16 protein-coding genes are annotated in these 20,112 nt (G+C 64.7%); 9 read left to right on the top strand and 7 right to left on the bottom strand.

The genetic code is table 11. The annotated features are described in order from the left end of the window. Positions 1–26: 26 nt before the first annotated feature. Positions 27–1,172 carry a citrate/2-methylcitrate synthase gene (locus CK220_RS02350; protein ID WP_095809990.1) on the top strand — a complete coding sequence of 382 codons (1,146 nt, stop codon included), beginning with the start codon at positions 27–29 and terminating at the stop codon, positions 1,170–1,172. 10 nt (positions 1,173–1,182) lie between these two features. Here the strand turns inward: CK220_RS02350 and phaR are convergent, their stop codons facing one another. Beyond that, positions 1,183–1,776 carry a polyhydroxyalkanoate synthesis repressor PhaR gene (gene phaR, locus CK220_RS02345; protein ID WP_095809989.1) on the bottom strand — a complete coding sequence of 198 codons (594 nt, stop codon included), beginning with the start codon at positions 1,774–1,776 and terminating at the stop codon, positions 1,183–1,185. A gap of 301 nt (positions 1,777–2,077) precedes the next feature. On the opposite strand from phaR, the gene CK220_RS02340 reads away from it, so the two are divergent. The 6 genes from CK220_RS02340 (at position 2,078) to CK220_RS02310 (ending at position 10,053) form a co-directional block, all read left to right on the top strand. Further along, positions 2,078–3,262, top strand: a complete 1,185-nt coding sequence (locus CK220_RS02340; protein ID WP_095809988.1) for an acetyl-CoA C-acetyltransferase — start codon at positions 2,078–2,080, stop codon at positions 3,260–3,262. A gap of 99 nt (positions 3,263–3,361) precedes the next feature. Continuing rightward, positions 3,362–4,084: a beta-ketoacyl-ACP reductase gene (locus CK220_RS02335; protein WP_095809987.1), complete on the top strand. Its 723-nt coding sequence runs from the start codon at positions 3,362–3,364 to the stop codon at positions 4,082–4,084. A gap of 718 nt (positions 4,085–4,802) precedes the next feature. Continuing rightward, a complete protein-coding gene (locus CK220_RS02325; protein ID WP_095809985.1) occupies positions 4,803–8,207 on the top strand; it encodes a helicase-related protein in 3,405 nt (1,134 codons plus the stop codon). A 15-nt stretch (positions 8,208–8,222) separates the two neighbouring features. Then, on the top strand, positions 8,223–8,609 hold the full coding sequence (locus tag CK220_RS02320) for an RNA-binding S4 domain-containing protein (protein ID WP_095809984.1): 387 nt from the start codon (positions 8,223–8,225) through the stop codon (positions 8,607–8,609). 150 nt (positions 8,610–8,759) lie between these two features. Beyond that, complete coding sequence (fdxA, locus tag CK220_RS02315; RefSeq protein WP_095809983.1) at positions 8,760–9,098, top strand: ferredoxin FdxA; 339 nt, start codon at positions 8,760–8,762, stop codon at positions 9,096–9,098. Between the two features lie 373 nt (positions 9,099–9,471). After that, on the top strand, positions 9,472–10,053 hold the full coding sequence (locus CK220_RS02310) for a CarD family transcriptional regulator (RefSeq protein ID WP_040974338.1): 582 nt from the start codon (positions 9,472–9,474) through the stop codon (positions 10,051–10,053). Positions 10,054–10,224: 171 nt separating this feature from the next. Here CK220_RS02310 and CK220_RS02305 read toward each other — a convergent pair whose 3' ends face one another. From CK220_RS02305 to CK220_RS02295, 3 genes are all read right to left on the bottom strand, one after another. After that, the gene (locus tag CK220_RS02305; protein WP_095809982.1) at positions 10,225–10,995 is read right to left on the bottom strand and encodes an amino acid ABC transporter ATP-binding protein; all 771 of its coding nucleotides are present in this window, start codon (positions 10,993–10,995) and stop codon (positions 10,225–10,227) included. Then, positions 10,992–11,672: an ABC transporter permease subunit gene (locus CK220_RS02300; protein ID WP_095809981.1), complete on the bottom strand. Its 681-nt coding sequence runs from the start codon at positions 11,670–11,672 to the stop codon at positions 10,992–10,994. The genes CK220_RS02305 and CK220_RS02300 overlap by 4 nt, the downstream gene beginning before the upstream one ends. Positions 11,673–11,794: 122 nt before the next feature. Next, positions 11,795–12,568 carry an amino acid ABC transporter substrate-binding protein gene (locus CK220_RS02295; RefSeq protein WP_095809980.1) on the bottom strand — a complete coding sequence of 258 codons (774 nt, stop codon included), beginning with the start codon at positions 12,566–12,568 and terminating at the stop codon, positions 11,795–11,797. Between the two features lie 306 nt (positions 12,569–12,874). Here CK220_RS02295 and CK220_RS02290 point away from each other — a divergent pair, with 306 nt between their 5' ends. Beyond that, positions 12,875–13,738, top strand: a complete 864-nt coding sequence (locus tag CK220_RS02290) for an RNA polymerase factor sigma-32 (protein ID WP_067001865.1) — start codon at positions 12,875–12,877, stop codon at positions 13,736–13,738. A 241-nt stretch (positions 13,739–13,979) separates the two neighbouring features. Continuing rightward, positions 13,980–15,896 carry a caspase family protein gene (locus CK220_RS02285; protein ID WP_245428924.1) on the top strand — a complete coding sequence of 639 codons (1,917 nt, stop codon included), beginning with the start codon at positions 13,980–13,982 and terminating at the stop codon, positions 15,894–15,896. Positions 15,897–15,983: 87 nt separating this feature from the next. Here the strand turns inward: CK220_RS02285 and CK220_RS02280 are convergent, their stop codons facing one another. The 3 genes from CK220_RS02280 to thiP all read right to left on the bottom strand — a co-directional run bounded on the left by CK220_RS02280 (position 15,984) and on the right by thiP (position 20,017). Beyond that, positions 15,984–17,426 (bottom strand): M48 family metalloprotease, encoded by a 1,443-nt coding sequence (locus CK220_RS02280; RefSeq protein WP_095809978.1) that lies wholly within the window; start codon positions 17,424–17,426, stop codon positions 15,984–15,986. A 207-nt stretch (positions 17,427–17,633) separates the two neighbouring features. After that, a complete protein-coding gene (gene thiQ / locus CK220_RS02275) occupies positions 17,634–18,395 on the bottom strand; it encodes a thiamine ABC transporter ATP-binding protein (RefSeq protein ID WP_095809977.1) in 762 nt (253 codons plus the stop codon). After that, complete coding sequence (thiP, locus tag CK220_RS02270; protein WP_095809976.1) at positions 18,392–20,017, bottom strand: thiamine/thiamine pyrophosphate ABC transporter permease; 1,626 nt, start codon at positions 20,015–20,017, stop codon at positions 18,392–18,394. Before thiP ends, thiQ begins: the two co-directional genes overlap by 4 nt. Positions 20,018–20,112: the final 95 nt, after the last annotated feature.

The following is a 20,112-nucleotide window of genomic DNA, read 5'->3' as shown; positions in this document are numbered from 1 at the left end:
ACTGAATCAATATGAGGCGTACGGACATGTCCGAATGGCTGACGCGGGAGGAAGCGCTGGCGCGGCTGAAGGTCCGGCCGCAGACGCTTTACGCCTATGTCAGCCGCGGCCGCATCGGCATGCGTCCCGACGGCGCCGATCCGCGCCGCAGCCAGTATCGCGCCGACGACATAGCCGCGCTCGCCACCCGCCGGGCGCGCGGACGCAGCCCCCAGGCAATCGCCGAAAGCGCCATCGCCTGGGGCGAGCCGGCGATCACCACCGCCATCTCGACCGTGCTGCATGGCCGCCTCGTCTATCGCGGCAAGGATGCCGTTGCGCTTGCCGCGATAGCGACGCTGGAGGAGGCAGCAAGCCTGCTTTGGGCATCCGGCACCCCGATATCCTTCGCGTCGCTGACGCCTTCGATCGTTCGCGAGAGCGGTACCCCGACGGCCTTTGCAAGATTGTCGGCGCTTGCCGCGGCAGGCCGGCCTTCGCTCGGCCGCAGGCCTGCCATGCTGGAGCAGGACGGCGCCAGCGCCACCAGCGTGCTCGCGACATCACTCGGTGCAAGCCCAGGGGCGGAGCCGGTGCATGAAAGGCTGGCGCGCGGCTGGTCGGTCGACATCGCCGGCGCCGACCTCGTCCGCAGGGCGCTGGTGCTGCTTGCCGATCACGAGCTCAACGCCTCGACCTTCGCCGCGCGGGTCGCGGCTTCGACCGGCGCGCCAATCGCGGCCTGCCTGCTTGCCGGGCTTGCTACCCTTACCGGCCCGCGTCATGGCGGCGCCGGCGCCGCGGCCATCGCACTGGTCGAGGATGCCGAGCGGCTCGGGCCGGACGAGACGATCGCGCGCTGGCTCGCGCACGACCGGCCGCTGCCCGGCTTCGGCCACCAGCTATACCCTGAAGGCGATCCGCGCGCGGAGGCTCTGCTGCCCGACCTCGATATCGATGACGGTCTGCTGCATCTGCGCGACGCCGTCCTTGCCGCGACCGGTATGCATCCGAATATCGACTTCGCGCTGGCCGCGCTGACGCGCAGCCTCAATCTTCCCGCCGATGCGCCGTTCCGCCTGTTCGCGCTCGGCCGCAGCGTCGGCTGGACGGCGCATGCCATCGAGCAGGTGAGGAGCAACAGGCCGATCAGGCCGCGAGCCCGCTATGACGGGCCCGCAGGAAACACCTGACGGCCAGCCGTCACGACATGGTGTCGAGCTTGCGCTGCATGGCGGCGATCTGCGCCTTCAATTCCTGCAGGTCGTCGGATTTCTCGTCCTTCTTCGGCGGCTCGGCCGGCGCCGCGGAATTAGGGCCGCCTGACGGGAACGGCGTGAACATGCGCATGGCATTCTGGAACATCTCGACGTTGCGCCGCGTCTGTTCCTCCAGCGCCTTCATCGGCGTCTTCATCATGTCGATCGGCGTCTTGCCGAAGGCGCCCTTCAGCTGCTCGCGGAAACGCTCCTGCTCCTTGGAAAAGGCGATCATCGACTGTTCGAGGAAGCTCGGCACGATCATCTGCATCTGGTCGCCATAGAAGGAGATCAGTTGGCGTAGGAACGGGATCGGCAGCATGTTCTGCCCGTCCTTGTTCTCCAGCTCGAAGATGATCTGGGTCAGCACCGGATGCGTTATGTCGTCCCCGGTCTTGGCGTCCTGCACCGTGAACTCCTCGCCCTTCTTGACCATCTCGGCCAGATCCTCGAGCGTCACATAGGTGCTGGTACCGGTGTTATAGAGCCGGCGGTTGGCATATTTCTTGATGACGATCGGGTCGTTTTTTGCGGCCATCCGTATCCTCCCCAGGATACCGGCGCGTTCACAGTAAGCGGCCGGTAACGATTGCGCCATTTTGTCGAGGATATGCGCAAAAGCGTCACAATTCCAAGCGGTTTGTGCAGTGCGGCATCATTTAATGCCGAATGGCCGGAGCAAATTGTGCTGCAGCGCGATGGCCGCGCCGTCACGATAAGCGCTCGACTTGCTTGCCGCGCATGGCGGCCATGCCGATTTCCGGTTTGACTCAGGTGCTTGAACGGGCAAGAAAGTCTCCAAGGATAGCCTCACGACACCTCGAAGCCTGGAGAAGAAAATGTCCGCTTCCAATTCAATCGTCGTCGCCAGCGCAGCCCGCACAGCAGTCGGCTCCTTCAACGGCAGTTTCGCCGCCACGCCCGCGCACGAGCTCGGCGCGGTCGTCATCAAGGAATTGCTCGCGCGGGCCAAGGTCGACCCGGTGGAGGTGGACGAAGTCATTCTCGGTCAGGTGCTGACCGCCGCTCAGGGCCAGAACCCGGCCCGCCAGGCTTCCATCAATGCCGGTCTGCCCAAGGAGACGACTGCCTGGGGCCTCAACCAGGTTTGCGGCTCGGGCTTGAGGGCCATTGCGCTCGGCATGCAGCAGATCGCCACCGGCGACGCCAAGGTGATCGTCGCCGGCGGCCAGGAATCGATGTCACTGTCGCCGCACGCCCAGCACCTGCGCGCCGGCGTCAAGATGGGCGACTACAAGATGATCGATACCATGATCAAGGACGGCCTATGGGACGCCTTCAACGGCTACCATATGGGCAACACCGCCGAGAACGTCGCTCGTCAGTTCCAGATCACCCGCGACGTCCAGGACGAGTTCGCGCTGGCCTCGCAAAACAAGGCCGAGGCAGCGCAGAAGGCCGGCAAGTTCAAGGACGAGATCGTCGCCGTCACTATCAAGGGCAAGAAGGGCGACACCATCGTCGACCAGGACGAATACATTCGCCACGGCGCTACGCTGGATGCCATGACCAAGCTCAAGCCGGCCTTCGACAAGGACGGCACCGTCACCGCCGCCAATGCTTCTGGCATCAATGACGGCGCCGCCGGCGCGCTGCTGATGACCGAGGCCGAGGCTGCCAGGCGCGGCATCACCCCACTGGTCCGCATCGCCTCCTGGGCGACCGCCGGCGTCGATCCGGCGATCATGGGCACCGGCCCGATCCCGGCCTCGAAGCGGGCGCTGGAGAAGGCCGGCTGGTCGGCCAAGGACCTCGATCTCGTCGAAGCCAACGAGGCCTTCGCCGCGCAGGCCTGCGCCGTCAACAAGGGCATGGGCTGGGATCCCTCGATCGTCAACGTCAATGGCGGCGCCATCGCCATCGGCCATCCGATCGGCGCTTCGGGCGCCCGCGTGTTCAACACGCTGGTCTACGAGATGCGCCGCCGCGGCGCAAAGAAGGGCCTCGCGACGCTTTGCATCGGCGGCGGCATGGGCGTTGCGATGTGTGTGGAAGCGCTCTGAGAAGTGAACAGTGAATGGCAAATGGTGAATGGCAGCTAGCCTCTCTCGTCTTTGACCATTCACAATTCACCATCGACCATTCACCAGAGGAGGAACTTCATGAGCAAGGTAGCAATCGTCACGGGCGGATCGCGCGGCATCGGTGCGGCAATATCGGTGGCCCTGAAGAATGCCGGCTATTCGGTCGCCGCGAACTATGCTGGCAATGACGAGGCGGCCCAGAAATTCAAGGCCGAGACCGGCATCCCCGTCTACAAATGGTCGGTCGCCGATTATGACGCTTGCGCCGCCGGCATCGCTCAAGTCGAGGCCGATCTCGGCCCGGTCTCGGTGCTGGTCAACAATGCCGGCATCACCCGCGACACCATGTTTCACAAGATGACCCGCGAACAGTGGAAGGAGGTCATCGACACCAATCTTTCCGGTGTCTTTAATATGACGCATCCGCTGTGGAACGGCATGCGCGACCGCAAGTTCGGCCGCGTCATCACCATCTCCTCGATCAACGGCCAGAAGGGCCAGATGGGGCAGGTCAACTATTCGGCATCGAAAGCCGGCGACATCGGCTTCACCAAGGCGCTTGCCCAGGAAGGCGCCCGCGCCGGCATCACCGTCAACGTTGTCTGCCCCGGCTACATCGCCACCGACATGGTTATGGCCGTGCCGGAAAAAGTTCGGGAATCGATCATCGCTCAGATCCCGGTCGGCCGTCTCGGCGAGCCGGAGGAGATTGCGCGCTGCGTCGTCTTCCTCGCCTCGGAGGAGGCAGGCTTTATCACCGGCTCGACGATAAGCGCCAATGGCGGCCAGTATTTCGCCTGAGCTCTTATTCGCCTGAACGGCACCGATGGCAGGCGGCCCGCCCAAACGGGCCGCCTGTTTTTGTCTGCGCTCCCGACGGCACCGAGTGAGGCATGCCTCATTTCGGCACGCAAAAGTTAACGGCTCCCCGCGCGCTGTGCGAAACCCGGTTCACAAGCTGTGAATTTTCGGTGCACAAGCTGTGGACCACACCATATCTAGGGGTGAACAAAACAGGAAATTTTGTAGATCGCTGATTCGTCGCCGATTCGTTCCGGCTTTGGCCGAAAAGTTAACGCGCCAAGCCGGAAATAGCGCCAAAAAGATTAACGGCGATTAGGAAAGATCAACCATTTCATAATGTTGGCGGCCGCGCTCGAGTCCGTCGCGGTCGCTCTCCCGCAAAGGTTAACGACGCTCCAAAGCCAGTGCGAGCCAAGCACGAAACGGGCCAGTTCACAGATTCAGCATGTGGTGAGACTCATCGTCAAAAAATCCACATATAGCCGTGAACAAAACCTGAATCAGAGCGAGTCAGTGATTCGTCGCCGATTCGTTCCAGACTCGTTCCAACGGTTAATCGACAGCGGATTTTGACCTTGCCTGTCCGTCGCGCCATCTCTTGACGGGAACATTCCGCTTTCGCTTCGCGTCTGAAATCCCTATGTGTCGCTAGTCACACGCGACGGCACCGCCGCGTCCCCGACAACAAGCGGCAGAAAGCCTCATTTCCGAGCCGATGAATATCCAGCCGAAACCCTCCCAGCCGCTAATCCTTTCCGGCCGCGACGTGACGGCCGTGCTCGGCCCCACCAACACCGGCAAGACCCATCTCGCCATCGAGCGCATGGTGGCGCACGAGACCGGCATCATCGGTCTGCCGCTGAGGCTCCTTGCGCGCGAGGTCTATACCCGCGTCTGCGAGAAGGTCGGCGCCAACAAGGTGGCGCTGGTCACCGGCGAAGAGAAGATCGTGCCGGCGAGCGCGAGATACTCCGTCTGCACCGTGGAGGCGATGCCGCGAGAGACCGATGCCGCCTTCGTCGCCATCGACGAGGTGCAGCTCGCGGGCGACCTCGAACGCGGCCACATCTTCACCGACCGCATCCTGCATCTGCGCGGCCGCCAGGAGACGCTGCTGCTGGGCGCCGCCACCATGCACGGCATTCTGCAGCGCCTGCTGAAGGGCGTCTCGGTCGTGACGCGGCCGCGGCTGTCGCATCTTGCCTATGCCGGCTCGAAGAAGCTCACCCGCCTGCCGCGACGCACGGCGATCGTCGCCTTCTCCGCCGACGAGGTTTATGCGATCGCCGAGTTGATCCGCCGCCAGCAGGGGGGTGCTGCCGTCGTCCTCGGCGCGCTTAGCCCCCGCACCCGCAATGCCCAGGTCGAGATCTTCCAGTCTGGTGACGTCGACTATCTCGTCGCCACCGACGCCATCGGCATGGGCTTGAACCTCGACCTCGAGCATGTCGCCTTCGCCCAGAACCGCAAGTTCGACGGCTACCAATACCGCAACCTGACCGCCGCCGAGCTCGGTCAGATCGCGGGGCGTGCCGGACGACACCTGCGCGACGGCACCTTCGGCGTCACCGGCCAGGTCGATCCGTTCGACGAGGATCTGGTCAAGAAGATCGAGGGGCACGATTTCGACCCGGTGAAGGTGCTGCAGTGGCGCACCGCCGATTTCGATTTTGCCAGCCTCGATGCCCTGAAACGCTCGATCGAGACCAACGCGCCGGTCGAAGGGCTGACCCGGGCATTGCCGGCGGTCGACGCCCAGGCGTTGGAACATTTGTCGCGCGACGCGGACATCAGGACGCTCGCCACCGGCAGGGAGCGCGTGGCGCTGCTGTGGGAGGCTTGCGCGCTGCCGGACTACCGCAAGATCGCGCCCGCCCAGCATGCCGACCTCATCGCCTCGATCTACATGGACCTTGCACGCCATGGCCATGTCGATGAGAATTACATGGCCGAGCAGGTGCGGCGGGCCGACACCACGGATGGTGATATCGACACGCTGTCGCACCGCATCGCCCAGATCCGCACCTGGACCTTCGTCTCCAACCGACCGGGCTGGCTGGCCGATCAGCTACACTGGCAGGAAAAGACGCGCGAAATCGAAGACAGATTGTCGGATGCGCTGCATGAGCGGTTGACGAAACGCTTCGTAGACCGCAGGACTTCCGTCCTCATGCGGCGGCTTAGAGAAAATACCATGCCTGAAGCTGAAATCAGCCCAACCGGAACCGTGCTCGTCGAAGGCCACCACGTCGGCGAGCTGCAGGGATTCCGCTTCACCGCCGACCAGAGCGCCGGCGGCGAGGATGCCAAGGCGGTGCGCACCGCTGCCCAGAAGGCGCTCGCCGCCGAATTCGAAGCGCGCGCCGAGCGCTTCGCCGCCTGCGCGAACGGCGATCTGGCATTGGGCTCGGACGGTGTCCTGCGCTGGATCGGCGTGCCGATCGGCACGCTGGTTGCCGGCGACGAGGCCTTGAAGCCGCGCCTTGTGCTGCTTGCCGACGAGCAGCTCACCGGCCCCGCCCGCGACAAGGTCGCGGCGCGCGCCGAGCGTTTCGTCAATTTCCAGATCGAGTCGCTTTTGAAGCCGCTGGCCGATTTGAAGAACGCCGAGCAGCTCGCCGGCATCGCGCGCGGCATCGCCTTCCAGCTCGTCGAGCATTTCGGCCTCATGAACCGCCGCGACATCGCCGAGGAAATGAAGTCGCTCGACCAGGAAGGCCGGGCGGCCCTGCGGCGCCTGGGCGTGCGCTTCGGTGCCTACCACGTCTTCGTGCCGGCGCTGATCAAGCCGGCGCCGGCCGGGCTGGTGACGCTGCTCTGGGCGCTTCAGAGCGACGGCAAGGACAAGCCAGGCTTCGGCGACGTGGTGCATGCGCTGGCATCGGGCCGCACCTCGGTGGTCATCGACCCGGCTTTCGACAAGACGTTCTACAAGCTCGCCGGCTATCGCAATCTCGGCCGCCGCGCCGTTCGGGTCGATATCCTCGAGCGGCTGGCCGATCTCATCCGCCCCGCGACCAACTGGAAGCCCGGCCTCGGCCAGCGACCCGACGGCGCCTATGACGGCCACGCCTTCATGGTGACGCCGCCGATGATGTCGATCCTCGGCGCCACCGCCGACGACATGGAAGAGATCCTCAAAGGCCTTGGCTATCGCGCCGAACCGAAGCCGGCGGCGGAGGTGAAGGCCAAGCTCGACGCGCTGGACAATGCCGCCCGCGAGGCCGCCGCTGCGAAGCTTGCGGCGGAAGAGGCCGCGCGTGCTGCACAGGCGGCAGAGGCGGAAGCTGTGGCAACAGACACGGTTGCAGAGGCAACGATCGAGGGATCCGAGCCGGCTGCCGCTGTAGTTCCTGCCGAGGCCGTCGCGGAAGCCGCGACGGAGCCTGACGCGAAAGATCCGGCGGAAGCTTCGGCTGCGGGCGCGGAAGAGACTCCGCCTGTCGAGGCCGCCGCAGCAGGGGACACTGCAGCAGTGCTTGAGTCGGCTGAAAGCGCCGACGCCTCCACCTCCCGCCCGATGGGGGAGGTCGCGGCGCGAAGCGACGCGGGTGGGGGTGACGCTGCCGACGATGGCGACGGCACCAACACCGCCGAAGCCGGCGCTCCCCACGAGGGCGAAAGCGGCGAAGGCGCGGAGCCCCCCGCCGAGCCGGAAGAGCCGAAGCCGATCCTGCTGTGGCGGCAGGCGCGCTTCGACCACCAGCGCCCGCGCCACCGCCATGACAATCGCCGCGACAATCGTCCGCGCAACGGCCAGGCGGCACGCGATGGCCAGGCAGGTGCCACGGGTGGCCAAGTCGGCGATCGGCCAGCCCAAGAGGGCCGCCGCGACCAGCGCGACGGAGCCGGCAAGCCGCGCTTCGACCGCTCGAAGTTCAAGCCGAGACCGGAACGCGAAGGCGGCGAACGGCGCGAAGGCAGGCCGCAGGGCGAGCGTGCCGACCGGCGCGAGGGTCGGCCGGACTGGAAAGGCAACAGGCAGGACGGCAAAGGCAATGCCGCGGGCGGCAACAAGCCGGCCTTCCAGGGCAAGCCGCGCGAGGAGCGTCCGCAGCGCTTCGATCCGGATTCGCCCTTTGCCAAGCTCGCCGCCTTGCGCGACCAGCTGAAGAAATAGCATCGGCCGGTCGCGATGGTTGGAGAAGGCCGCCAGCGCATCGACAAATGGTTGTTCTTCTCGCGTGCGGTGAAATCCCGGTCGTTGGCGGCGAAGCTCGTCGTTGCCGGCCGCGTCCGCATCAATCGCGACAAAGCAGCGCAGGCCTCCGATCTGGTCAAGGCCGACGATGTTCTGACCATCACGCTCGACCGCCGTATCATGGTCTGGAAAGTGCTGAGCACCGGAACCCGGCGAGGTCCGGCCGAGGAAGCGCGCTTGCTTTACGAGGACATGTCTCCGCCGCCGACGCCTAAGGGCGAAGCCGTTCCCGACGCCATTCCGGCGCTGCGCGAGGCCGGCACCGGCCGTCCGACCAAGCGGCAGCGGCGGCAGACCGACCGGCTGCTCGGCGAGGACTAGAAGCTACGACAGAACCTCGTCGCGGCAGGCGCGCATAATTCCATTCCGCGATGCCGGCTCAGGCGGCAAGTCCTGCCCTTGCAAGCGGCGGGCAAAGGCGTTACCTCACCAAAAAAGCCCAGCAAAATACGGGACGTCCCGGAGCCTGCGATGACCTATGTCGTGACCGACAATTGCATAAAATGCAAATACATGGACTGCATCGAGGTCTGTCCGGTCGACTGTTTCTACGAAGGCGAGAACATGCTCGTCATCCATCCTGACGAGTGCATCGACTGCGGCGTCTGCGAGCCTGAATGCCCGGCCGACGCGATCAAGCCGGACACCGAGTCCGGTCTCGACAAATGGTTGCAGGTCAATTCCGAATACGCGGATAAATGGCCCAACATCACTGCCAAGAAAGAGCCGCCGGCCGACGCTAAGAACTTCGACGGTGAGACCGGGAAGTTCGAGAAATATTTCTCGCCGGAGCCCGGCGAAGGCGACTGACGGCTGGGCCGGGCAAGCCGGCATGACGCGACGTAACAGGGCCGATACGATTGCTGTCTTGACAGGCAGCGATGGCGCATGGCGTTAGCGAATGCAGCAAAACCTTGATTCTTCCGACTTTTTGTGTTATATCCGCGAAACATGCCGGTGACACAACGTCGATTTATGGCGCTAACGCCCCAAATCACTGAAAGGTGAACTTTTCAAATCCGGACCAGAGCGATCTGGGGCAGGCGATCGCATTCGTGCGGTTTGTCGGTCCCGGCTTATTCCGGTGAGTTCGCTTGTGTGCGGCTAAAGGTCGGCTCCGCCGATCGTCTGAGTTCAGCCGGCGCCGCCATGCCGGCGCTACAACTAAGGAGTTCAGGGCGTAATGGCAACGATCACCCCGCAGAAGAAGTCCACCGCGGCCCGTCACGGGTTCAAGACCGGTGAGTTTATCGTTTATCCGGCGCATGGCGTCGGCCAGATCGTGGCCATCGACGAGCAGGAAGTCGCGGGTCACAAGCTGGAGCTGTTTGTCATCGATTTCCAGAAGGACAAGATGCGGCTTAAGGTGCCGGTCGCCAAGGCGACTTCTATCGGCATGCGCAAGCTGTCGGAAGAGGACTATGTCGATCGGGCGCTGAAGGTCGTGCAGGGCCGCGCCCGGATCAAGCGCACCATGTGGTCGCGCCGCGCGCAGGAATACGATGCCAAGATCAATTCCGGCGACCTGATCTCGATCTCGGAAGTGGTGCGCGACCTCTATCGCGCCGACAACCAGCCGGAGCAGTCCTATTCCGAGCGTCAGCTCTACGAAGCCGCGCTCGACCGCATGGCTCGCGAGATTGCCGCCGTAAACCGCATGTCGGAAACCGAGGCGGTGCGCCTCATCGAGGTCAACCTCAACAAGGGTCCGAAGCGCGGCGCCAAGGCCGACAACGAGGAAGCCGAGCAGGAAGAAGCTGCCTGAGCTTTCGCCAGCCGAATAACGAAGAACCCGGCCATTGCGCCGGGTTCTTTGTTTCTTGGGACTTTACTTTCCCGTTGTTGGGGTGAAGCAGCGGGGGGAGGTACGGCGCCAACCCCACCGCACCCTCGATCCGAACTCTTCGATCCGAACTCCAAGGGGGAGGTAGAAGGCTCAGCCCCCGCCTTCCTTCCGCGCCTCCTCCTGCCGCAGCGAGGCGATGAAGCGCTTGGTCCGCTCGCGCTCGGGATTGTCGAACACGATCGAAGCCGGGCCCTTTTCGACGATCGAGCCGGCGTCGAGGAACACCACCTCCTGCGCGATCTTGGAGGCGAGTCTCAGATCATGCGTGGCCATCACCATGGTCGTGCCCTCCCGGGCCAGCTGACCCAGCACGTCGACCACTTCCTGCGCCAGCTCCGGATCGAGCGCCGAGGTCGGCTCGTCGCAAAGCAGCACGCGCGGCGACGGCGCCAGCGCCCGGGCGATCGCAACGCGCTGCTGCTGGCCGCCGGACAGGGTCGCCGGCCAGGCATCCGCCTTATGCGCCATGCCGACCTTCTCGAGCAGCGCCATCGCCCGCTCGCGCGCCCGCGCCTGCGGCCATTTCAGTACCGTCACCAGCCCTTCCATGACATTCTCGATCGCGGTGCGATGCGGAAAGAGCTGAAAATTCTGGAACACCATGCCGGTCTGCAGCCGCACGCGCTGGATGTCCGCTGCCGGCACCTTGGCGCCCGGCCGGAATTCCAGCGTCTCGTCGCCGATGCGCAAAGTGCCGGAGGTCGGAATCTCCAAGAGGTTGATGCAGCGCAAGAGCGTGCTTTTTCCCCCGCCCGAAGGCCCGACCAGCGCCGTGACGCTGGCTTCGTCGATGCTGACGGTGACACCTTTCAGGACAAGATTTTCGCCGAACCGCTTCTCGATGTTGGTGAGGCCGATCATGCATTGGCCTCCAGGAAGCCGCCATAGCGGTTGAGCCGCACCTCCAGCCGCGCCTGCAGCGCCGACAGCACCGAGCTCAGCGCCAGATAGAGCGCCGCCGCCTCGACATAGAGGATCAGCGGCTCGTAGGTGGTGGCGACGATGCGCTGCGCTGCCTGGAACATTTCGGGCACCGTTATTGCCGCCGCGAGCGAGGTGTCCTTGACCAGCGATATGAAGGTGTTGGAGAGCGGCGGCACCGCGACGCGGCCCGCTTGCGGAAGGATCGTGCGCCGCATCGCCTGGCTCCAGGTCATGCCGATCGAATAGGAGGCCTCCCACTGCCCTTTCGGCACCGAGCCGATGACGGCGCGGATGATCTCCGACGTGTAGGCGCCGATATTGAGCGTGAAGCCGATCAGCGCGGCGGGAAAGGCGTCGAGCAGGATGCCTACCGAGGGCAGGCCGTAGAAGATCAGGAAGAGCTGCACCAGGAGCGGCGTGCCGCGAAAGATCCAGACATAGAAGCGGACAAGCGCGACCAGCGGCTTTGGGCCGAACAGCCTGATCAGCGCCGTGACCAGTCCGGCGCAAAGCCCCAAGGCGAAGGACAGCAGCGTCAACGGCACGGTGAAGATCAGTGCCGCCCATAGCAGCGTCGGCAGCGACTCCAGCATCAATTGCAACCAGTGCGGCACGGAGCCCTTCTCCTTTCCGGACGCTGCGACCCTCTGGCCGCATTGCCGAACGACTTTCAGGTAAAAATCGGCGGGCCGTCAAAGACGGCCCGCCGGAACTCAAGCAAACGGGATGATTGGGCTTACTGCGAGACGTCCTGGCCGAAATATTTGTCGGCAATCTTCTTGTATGTGCCGTCGGCCTTGATGTCGGCCAGCGCCTTGTTGATCGCCGCGACCAGTTCCGGATCGCCTTTGCGCACGATCACGCCGGAATAATCGGCATTCTCTTCCTGCGCGGCGATCTTCACATTGGCGTCGGGCTTGTGCTTCTTGAAATCGAGGAAGGACAGGCTGTCGTTGATGGTGGCGTCGGCGCGGCCGGTGAGCAGCAGCTGGATCGACTGGTCGAAGCCGTCGGTGCCGACCAATTCGGCGCCATTGTTCTCGGCGAGCTTGCCGAAATTCGAGGTCAGCGACTGCGCCGCCTTCTTGCCCTTGAGATCCGCGAATGTCTTGATGTCGCTGTTGTCGCCGCGCACGATCAGCACCGCCTTGGAGGCGATATAGGGATCGGAGAAATCATACTTGGCCTTGCGCGCGTCGGTGATGCCGACCTCGTTGATGACGGCGTCGTAGCGGTTGGCGTCGAGGCCGGCGATCAGGCCGTCCCACTTGCCCTCGAGAAACTTCACCTTGACGCCGAGCTTCTCGGCGATCGCCTTGGCGATCTCCACGTCGAAGCCGACCAGCGCGCCGGATTCGTCATGATAGGTGAAGGGCGCGTAGGTGCCCTCCGTGCCGACCTTGATCACGCCTGCCTGCTTGATCTGGTCGAGATTGGCGCCGGCATGACCGGCTGTGACTGCCAGAAACTGCAGCGTTCCGGCGACGAGAAGCGATTTGAGCCATTTCATTTTTCTGTGATCCCGTTTTGACCGGTGCCCCGGCGCATTGTGAGAGCCGCAAACTGGCAGATGGAAGCTTGAGAAATAAGGAACCAGATTTCAAAAATCGACCGTTCTAGAAATCCAGTTCTCAGAACCGGCGAATAATCCGCGAAGCCAGGACTCACGGATCAATAACAGAAACGTTTTCGGCAGGGCATATGCACCGCCGGCACTACGGAACCATTCGCGCTTCTGGCACGTTGCTGGCTGTTGTAGGGCGCTGCGGCGTCATTTCAACCGTCATCAGTGCAGCGACCGCCAAAAGGAGCCGGCATGATCGAGGATGTGGCAGGACGGACACTGGTCCGGGCGGCGATGAAGGCTCCCTATCTCGAGCGCGACGAGGAGCATCTCCTGGCCATACGCTGGAGGGAAAAAAAGGATCAGGATGCGCTGCACCTGATCACCGTCGCCCATATGCGGCTGGTGATTTCGATGGCTTCCAAATTCCGCCACTACGGTTTGCCGCTCGGCGACCTCATTCAGGAAGGCCATGTCGGCCTGCTGGAGGCGGCTGCCCGCTTCGAGCCCGCCCGCGAAGTGCGTTTCTCGACCTATGCCACCTGGTGGATCCGCGCCTCGATGCAGGACTATATCCTGCGCAACTGGTCGATCGTGCGCGGCGGCACCAGTTCCGCGCAGAAGGCGCTGTTCTTCAATCTGAGGCGGCTGCGCGCACGGCTTGCCAACGGCGCCGAGCCGCTTTCCAATGCCTCGCTCTACCGCGAGGTTTCGGCCGCGCTCGGCGTGCCGGAAGCCGACGTGGCGATGATGGATTCGCGTCTTTCGGCCCCCGACAGCTCCCTCAACACCCCGCTTGCCGACGAGAACGGCGCCGCCGAACGGATGGATTTCCTGGTCTCGGAGGATCCGCTCCCCGACGAGGTCGTCGGCGAAACGATCGACGTCGAGCGCCGCGCGGTCTGGCTGAAGAGCGCGCTCGGCGCGCTCAATGCGCGCGAGCTGCGCATCATCGAGGAGCGCCGGCTGAGCGACGACGGCGCCACCCTGGAATCGCTCGGCGAGGCGCTCGGCATCTCCAAGGAACGCGTCCGCCAGATCGAAGCCCGCGCCATGGAGAAGCTACGGGCAGCGCTGGTGAAGCAAAACCCCGAATTCCTGGCGGAAGCCGCCTGAAAGCCGAGGCAGCGACTTGAAGTCGTCAGGAGGCCATCAGCCAGCCATCCCGGCGGCTTTTCTGCATCCATAGCCATGGATTGTGAATTCTTTAACAGACCCTCGCGGCGTAAACTGTCTTCCTGACCGCACCAACTTTAGCGGATGGGGGTTTGCCATGCTGCGATGCTGCGCGTTCCTTGCAGCCCTGGTTCTCGTGTGCTTCACCGCGTTCGAGGCTCACGCCGATCGAAGGGTTGCCTTGGTCATCGGCAATGCCGAATACCGAAATATTCCGGCTCTCAAAAACCCGGACAGAGATGCTCAGGACGTCGCCAACACGTTCCGGCTGGCCGGCTTCGACGTGTTCGTGGCCCAGGACTTGACCAAGCTTCAGTTCGAGGAGCGGTTCCGCAACTATCTCGCCGCGGCGGACGGTGCGGATCTGGCCGTCGTCTACTATTCCGGCCATGGCTTTCAGATCGGCGGCGAAAATTTCCTGATCCCCGTCGATGCCTCGCTGAAGGACGCCGCCGACGTCGAGGTCCAGGCGATCAAGCTCGACGACGTGCTGGAGCAATTGCGCTCGAAAGCGAAGATCCAGGTCATCATCCTCGACGCCTGCCGCAACAATCCTTTCCCCCGCCAGGATTACTGGCTGAGGGACCAGCTGATCGTCGCGGGCGACGCCGGCCTTGCGCAGGTGAAGAGCTCGCTGAACACGCTGATTGCCTTCGCCACAGAGCCGGGCGCGGTCGCTTATGACGGGCGCGGTGCCCTCAGCCCGTTCTCATCCGCCTTTTCGCGCCACGCGTTGACGCCCAACCAGGAGATCCGCACGGTGATGGCGGCCGTTCGCCGCGACGTAGTCAAAGCCACCAACGGCAAGCAGGTTCCGTGGGAAAACTCCTCGCTGGTCGACGAGGTGGTGCTGCTGCGCCACGATGGAGCCGAGGGTCAACAGGCCATGGCCGATCAGAAGCAGCCGGATCCGGAGAGCGGCATCCACGTAACCGGCGCCGCAGAGGCGATCGAAAACCGCGATATCAGCATCCCGGTTGGCGTCGGCCCGGTTCCGCTGAAGCTCGATTTCCCGAGCAACGACCCCGCGGTGAGCCTGAAGCTTGCAAGCTATCCGGCAACGGGAACGCTGTCGCTGCCGGACAGGACCTTGTCTCCGGATTCCAGCCTGACGGCCGGTGAAGTCGACAATTTGCGTTACGAGCCGCAGATCGGCTCGGCAGCTCCGGTCCAGATCGGCTTCCAAATCCGCGGCGGCAACGCGTCCAAGGCAGCGACGATGAAGCTGTCGCCAAGCGTCGACCCCTGCGACCAGGCGGCGGGCGCGCCGCTCGACCTGCAGGGCGTCGCCCCCGGCCGTTTGCAGAACGAGATCGCCGGCGAGGCCGCCGAAGCCTGCGAGGCGGCGGTGAGGGCCTACCCCGATGTCGCCCGGTTTCGCTACGAGCTTGGGCGGGCGCTCCTGGCATCCGGCAAGGTCGACGAGGCCAGGAAAGCTATCCAGGAAGCTGCCGACAGGGGCCATGTCCGGGCCATGTTCGAGCTCGGCCATATCGCTTCGTCCGGAATAGGACCGGCCGCGGACTCCGCGAAAGCGATCAGCTTCTATTCAGAAGCATCCGACAAGGGAGACCCCTATGCGATGGCCGCTTGGGGGCGAGCCCTGTTCAATGGTGTCGACGTCGAGCGCAATACCGGCAAGGGATTGGACCTGCTGCTCAAGGCGGCGGCGATGGGGCACGTCAACGCGATGAACGATCTCGCCGTGATCTTCAAGGATGGCCGCAACGGCGTGCCCGCCGACGAGGCCCGCGCCTTGGCTTTTCTAAAAGCCGGCATCGAGCGGCAAGAGGCGTATTCGATGAGCATTCTCGGCCTTCCTGCGCGCAGCGCCTTAACGGTCGCAGTGTGCAAGCCCAAGGTCGTGACGAAAATAGTCACCAAGGTAAAGGTTGTCCGCATACCCGCGCCAAAGACGCCAACGGTGACAGTCCCGACAGTGGTCAGACCACTGCAGACCGATACCGGACCGGCGCCCTGGCGCGGCAGTAGCGGCGATCATTCCGGGCCCCGCGGCGGCGGCCAAAGTGGTGAGGGCAGCGGGGGCAGCACCGGCGGCGAGAGCAGCCCTGAAGGCGGCAGCAGTGACGGGCTCTGATAGCAGCGGCAGGGGCCGGGCGCCCGGGTTGACCGAATAGAAGCGCGGGGCCGATTCCTGGCGAGGCACTAAACGCGGATGCCGACACTACTTGTCGGTGACGATCTTGACCTTGTCGCCGGCCGACACGCTCGCGCCCGGCGACATTGCGTTGAGCACCCGGAACAGGTCGAGCTTGCGGTCGACGCCGACCATCTGAGCGGCAAGCGTGCCCATGTTCTGGCCGGGCTGCACAGTGACCACCCGGATATGCAGCGGCTTCAGCGCCGCCTTCTCGGCCGCGCTCAACGTGCGGAATGAGCCGCTGACGGAGCGCGCGACCGGCTCCAGCGCGGTGCTGGCCGAGGGTGCTGCGGTCAGAAGCCGGTAGACCTGTCCGCCGGCCCGGATGACCGCGATATCGAACTGCCACCCTTGCGCGCTGGCATGCGCCATCGCCGCCTCGTTGCCGTTGACCGTTTCCTGGCGCACGCTGGCATCGTCCAGTCCGGCGACCCAGCCGCTGCGGATGTAGTCTGTGAGCGACGCCGACTTGTCGATCGCCACGCCATCGAAGCGGATGGCGATATCGCCCGGACCGGTCGCGGTCACCGCCGCGGCCGAATTGTCGATGACGAAGCCGTCAGGCACCGAGAACGACACGCCGAGACCGGGATGCAGGAAGGTCTGGCCGCGCACATAGCCCTCTTCCGGCGTGTCGCCGTAAAGCAGGCCGTCTATGCCGGCGAGGAAGGCATCGCGGTCGCGCGTGCCGACGCCGGGCGGCCCGAAGTTACGGGCGAGCCGCTGCGCCAGCTCGATGCGCTGCGGCGTGTTGGGATGCGTGGCCAGGAAATCGAGGCTGGCATCCGTGGCGCCGCTGACGGACCGGAAATCGGTATAGGCCGACATAGACTGCAGGAAGCGGCCGGCCGCGTAGGGGTCATAGCCCGCCTCGCCGATCGACTTGATGCCGATCGCGTCTGCCTGCAGTTCCTGGTTGCGCGAAAACTGCGCAAGCCTCAGCTTGCCGCGGATGAGCGCGGCCTTGGCGGTCGGGCTGTCGCCGAGCACGTCGGAGACGACCTTGGTCGCCAAACCTTCTTCGGCCTCGAGCTGCTGCCGCTGCAGCCCGTGATTGGCGGTGACGTGACCCATCTCATGCGCAATGACGGCCGCGAGCTCGGAGGAATCGTTGGCGAGGGCCAAAAGCCCGCGCGTGACATAGAGATAGCCGCCCGGGAGCGCGAAGGCGTTGACATTGGGCGAGTTGAGAATGGTGATGCGATAGGTCTGGCTCGGATTGGCCGAGACCACCGTCAGGTTGCCCACCACCTTGGCCACCATGCGCTCGAGCTTCGGATCGGAATACTCGCCGCCATAGGTGGCGAGAATCCGCGGATGCTGCGCTTTGGCCATTTCGGCCAGCTTGGCGTTGGCGGCGACATTGTCGACGGTGATCGGCTTGTCGGAGGGTTGGAAGCCGGACTCCTGCACGTCCGGCGGCGTGAACATCTGGCAGCTCGCCAGCGCCACGGCAAAGCCGGCCATCGCGAAAAATCGCGCCAGCGGCTTAGTCCACACTCTCTCGATGCCGGCCGTCAGATCGGCTTCCTTTCGTTATCTTTCGGCAAATCACGGCCCACCCGGACCAGCATGGCCGGACCTAGCCACACTCCCTCGGACAAGGCAAGCAAACGCCTGATCACCCGCAGCCGGTTTGGCCGTAAATTATGTCCGCTTCCGGGCAATGTGTTGTCATCCGGCAACGCTGCCGCCTCGATCGCCGATATAGCGCCGGAAGGCGTCGGGTCCAGCACGGTCGAAGAAATCGGCGGCCGACCCTGTTGCCGCGACCCTACCCTCGTCCACAAACGCGATCTGCTGGCCGATGCGGCGCGCGTCCTGCGGCTGGTGCGTGACGAAAAGCACGGTCATCCGTCGCTCGGTGTGGATGCCGGCCATGAGATCGAGCATGTCTTCGCGCAGCGCCGGGCCGAGCGAGGCGAAAGGCTCGTCGAGCAGAAGCACAGGACGGTCACGTATGAGCACCCGCGCCAGCGCGACGCGCTGCCGCTCGCCGCCGGAAAGCTCGCGGGGCAGCCGCTTTTCCTTGCCGGCAAGACCGACACGCCCCAGCGCTTTCGCAACCGCGTGTTGGTCGTCGGCGGTGAGCTTGAGCGATGGCGAGCGGCCAAGCCCGACATTGTCTTCGACCGAAAGATGGGCGAACAGGTTGTTTTCCTGGAAAACCATCGACACCGGCCGCGCCGAAGGCGGCGCGTTGCCGACATCGATCCCGCCGATCAGCACCTTGCCGGCGCCGGGTGATTCGAAGCCGGCCACCAGATTGAGCAGCGTCGACTTGCCTGAACCGCTCGGCCCCATGATAGCGGTGATCCTGCCGGCGGCGAATTCGACATCGAACCGGAAGGATGCCTCGCCATAGCTGAACGATACGCCGTCCAACGTGACGGCCAAGGCCTTCGTGGCCGCGATGCCATTGTTCGCCGTCGTCATGCCTTTACCTCCCGCCCCAGCCAGTCGGCGGCGATAACCAGCATCAGGCAGACGAGGCCGAGCAGCAAGGCCAGCCCCGCGGCGTCGGCGGTCCGATAGCTGCCCATGCGCGCGAGCAGAAGATAGGGCAAGGTCTGGACGGAATCGCTGCCGAACAGTGCGATCACGCCGAGATCGCCGAGCGACAGCGCCATGGCGAACGCAAAGCCGGTGGCCAAGGGCCGCCGGAGCGACGGCCAGTCGACCAGCCGCAGCCGGTTCCAACCGGAAATGCCGAGCGCCCGGCAGAGCCGCTCATGGCGCTCGCTCGCCGCATCGTAGGCAGGGCGAACGGCGCGAATGGCGAAAGGCATCGCCATCACCGCATTGACGGCGACGACCATGACGGGTGCGATGGCGAACACATCGGTGATCTTGCGAAGAACCAGGAACCAGCCGGCGCCGATAACGATGGGCGGCACGACCAGGACGAAACCGGCGCCGGTGTCGGCGGCATGTTCGAGCAGCGACATGGCGCTGCCCGCGCGGCGATGCAAGGCCAGCGCCCGTCGGGCGGCGATCAGCGAGAGCGAGAGCATCACACAAAGCAGCGCCGAGAGAAAGGAGAGCCCGGCGCTGGTGAGCGTCGCGCGGCGCACGGCGCCCTCGCCGGCCAGTCGAGCGAGATCCGCCTCCAGCCCGGCGAGCACCGTCGCCGCCATCGGTCCGGCGACGAACAGCAGCGCAAGCACGATCAGGCCGGCATTGAACACCGCCTCGGTCGTGCTGGTCGCAAGATAGCGGCGTGGCGGCACGGGCAGATTGGCGTCGCCAACCGTGTTGGCGCCGAGCCGCGTCAGCATGGCGACCACGACGAAGGTCAGCACGATCTGCAGAAACGTTAGTATTACGGCCCGCGCTGGATCGAAATCGAAGCGCAGCGCCTGGTAGATCGCAACCTCCAGCGTCGTCGCCGCCGGCCCGCCGCCCAGCGTCAGTACGATGGTGAAGGAGGTGATGCAGAGCATGAAGACCAGCCCGGCGACCCCCGGCAGCGCCGCGCGCAGCGCCGGCCATTCGATCAGCCGGAAAGCCGACCGACTGTCCATGCCGAGCTGGCTCGCCAGCCGCCACTGGTCGACCGGCACGGTGCCGAGCGCCTCGAGGAATAGGCGCGTGGCCAAGGGCAGGTTGAAGAAGACATGCGCGACCAGTATGCCGGAGAGGCCGTAAATGCCCGGCCACTCCCCACCGCCGAACTTGCCGAGGATGTTGGCAAGATAACCGGCGCGGCCGTAGAGCGCCAATATGCCGAGCGCGGCGACGATCGCCGGCAGCGCCAGCGGCACAGTGAAGAGCTGCAGGATAAGACGGCGGCCGGGAAAGTCGGGATGCCGGGACAGCGCCCGCGCCACGAAGAGCGCCGGCACGACCGACAGCAGCGTCGAGAGAGCCGCCTGCCACAGCGTGAAGCGGGCAACGCGGAAGAGATAGCTGTCGAACGCCGAGGCGACACCGGAAAGGTCGTGCGCGCCCTCCAGAGCAAGGCTGGCAAAGGCGCCGCCGATAAGCAGGGTTATGGCGGCGAGGACGACGACCCCAGCGGTGATGCGGGAGTCACGCGCCGAGTGCACGCTGCACATGCAAGGTTCGAGTTAACGCATGCCGCGTTCCTTCGCGCCCCCCTCTGTCCTGCCGGACATCTCCCCCACAAGGGGGGAGATTGGCTCGGGCGCCC

Origin of the sequence: Mesorhizobium sp. WSM3860, from assembly GCF_002294995.1 — a bacterium.
Classification (GTDB): Bacteria; Pseudomonadota; Alphaproteobacteria; order Rhizobiales; family Rhizobiaceae; genus Mesorhizobium.
The sequence above is the reverse complement of the archived record's forward strand: the minus strand, read 5'-3'. Positions and strand labels throughout refer to the sequence as shown.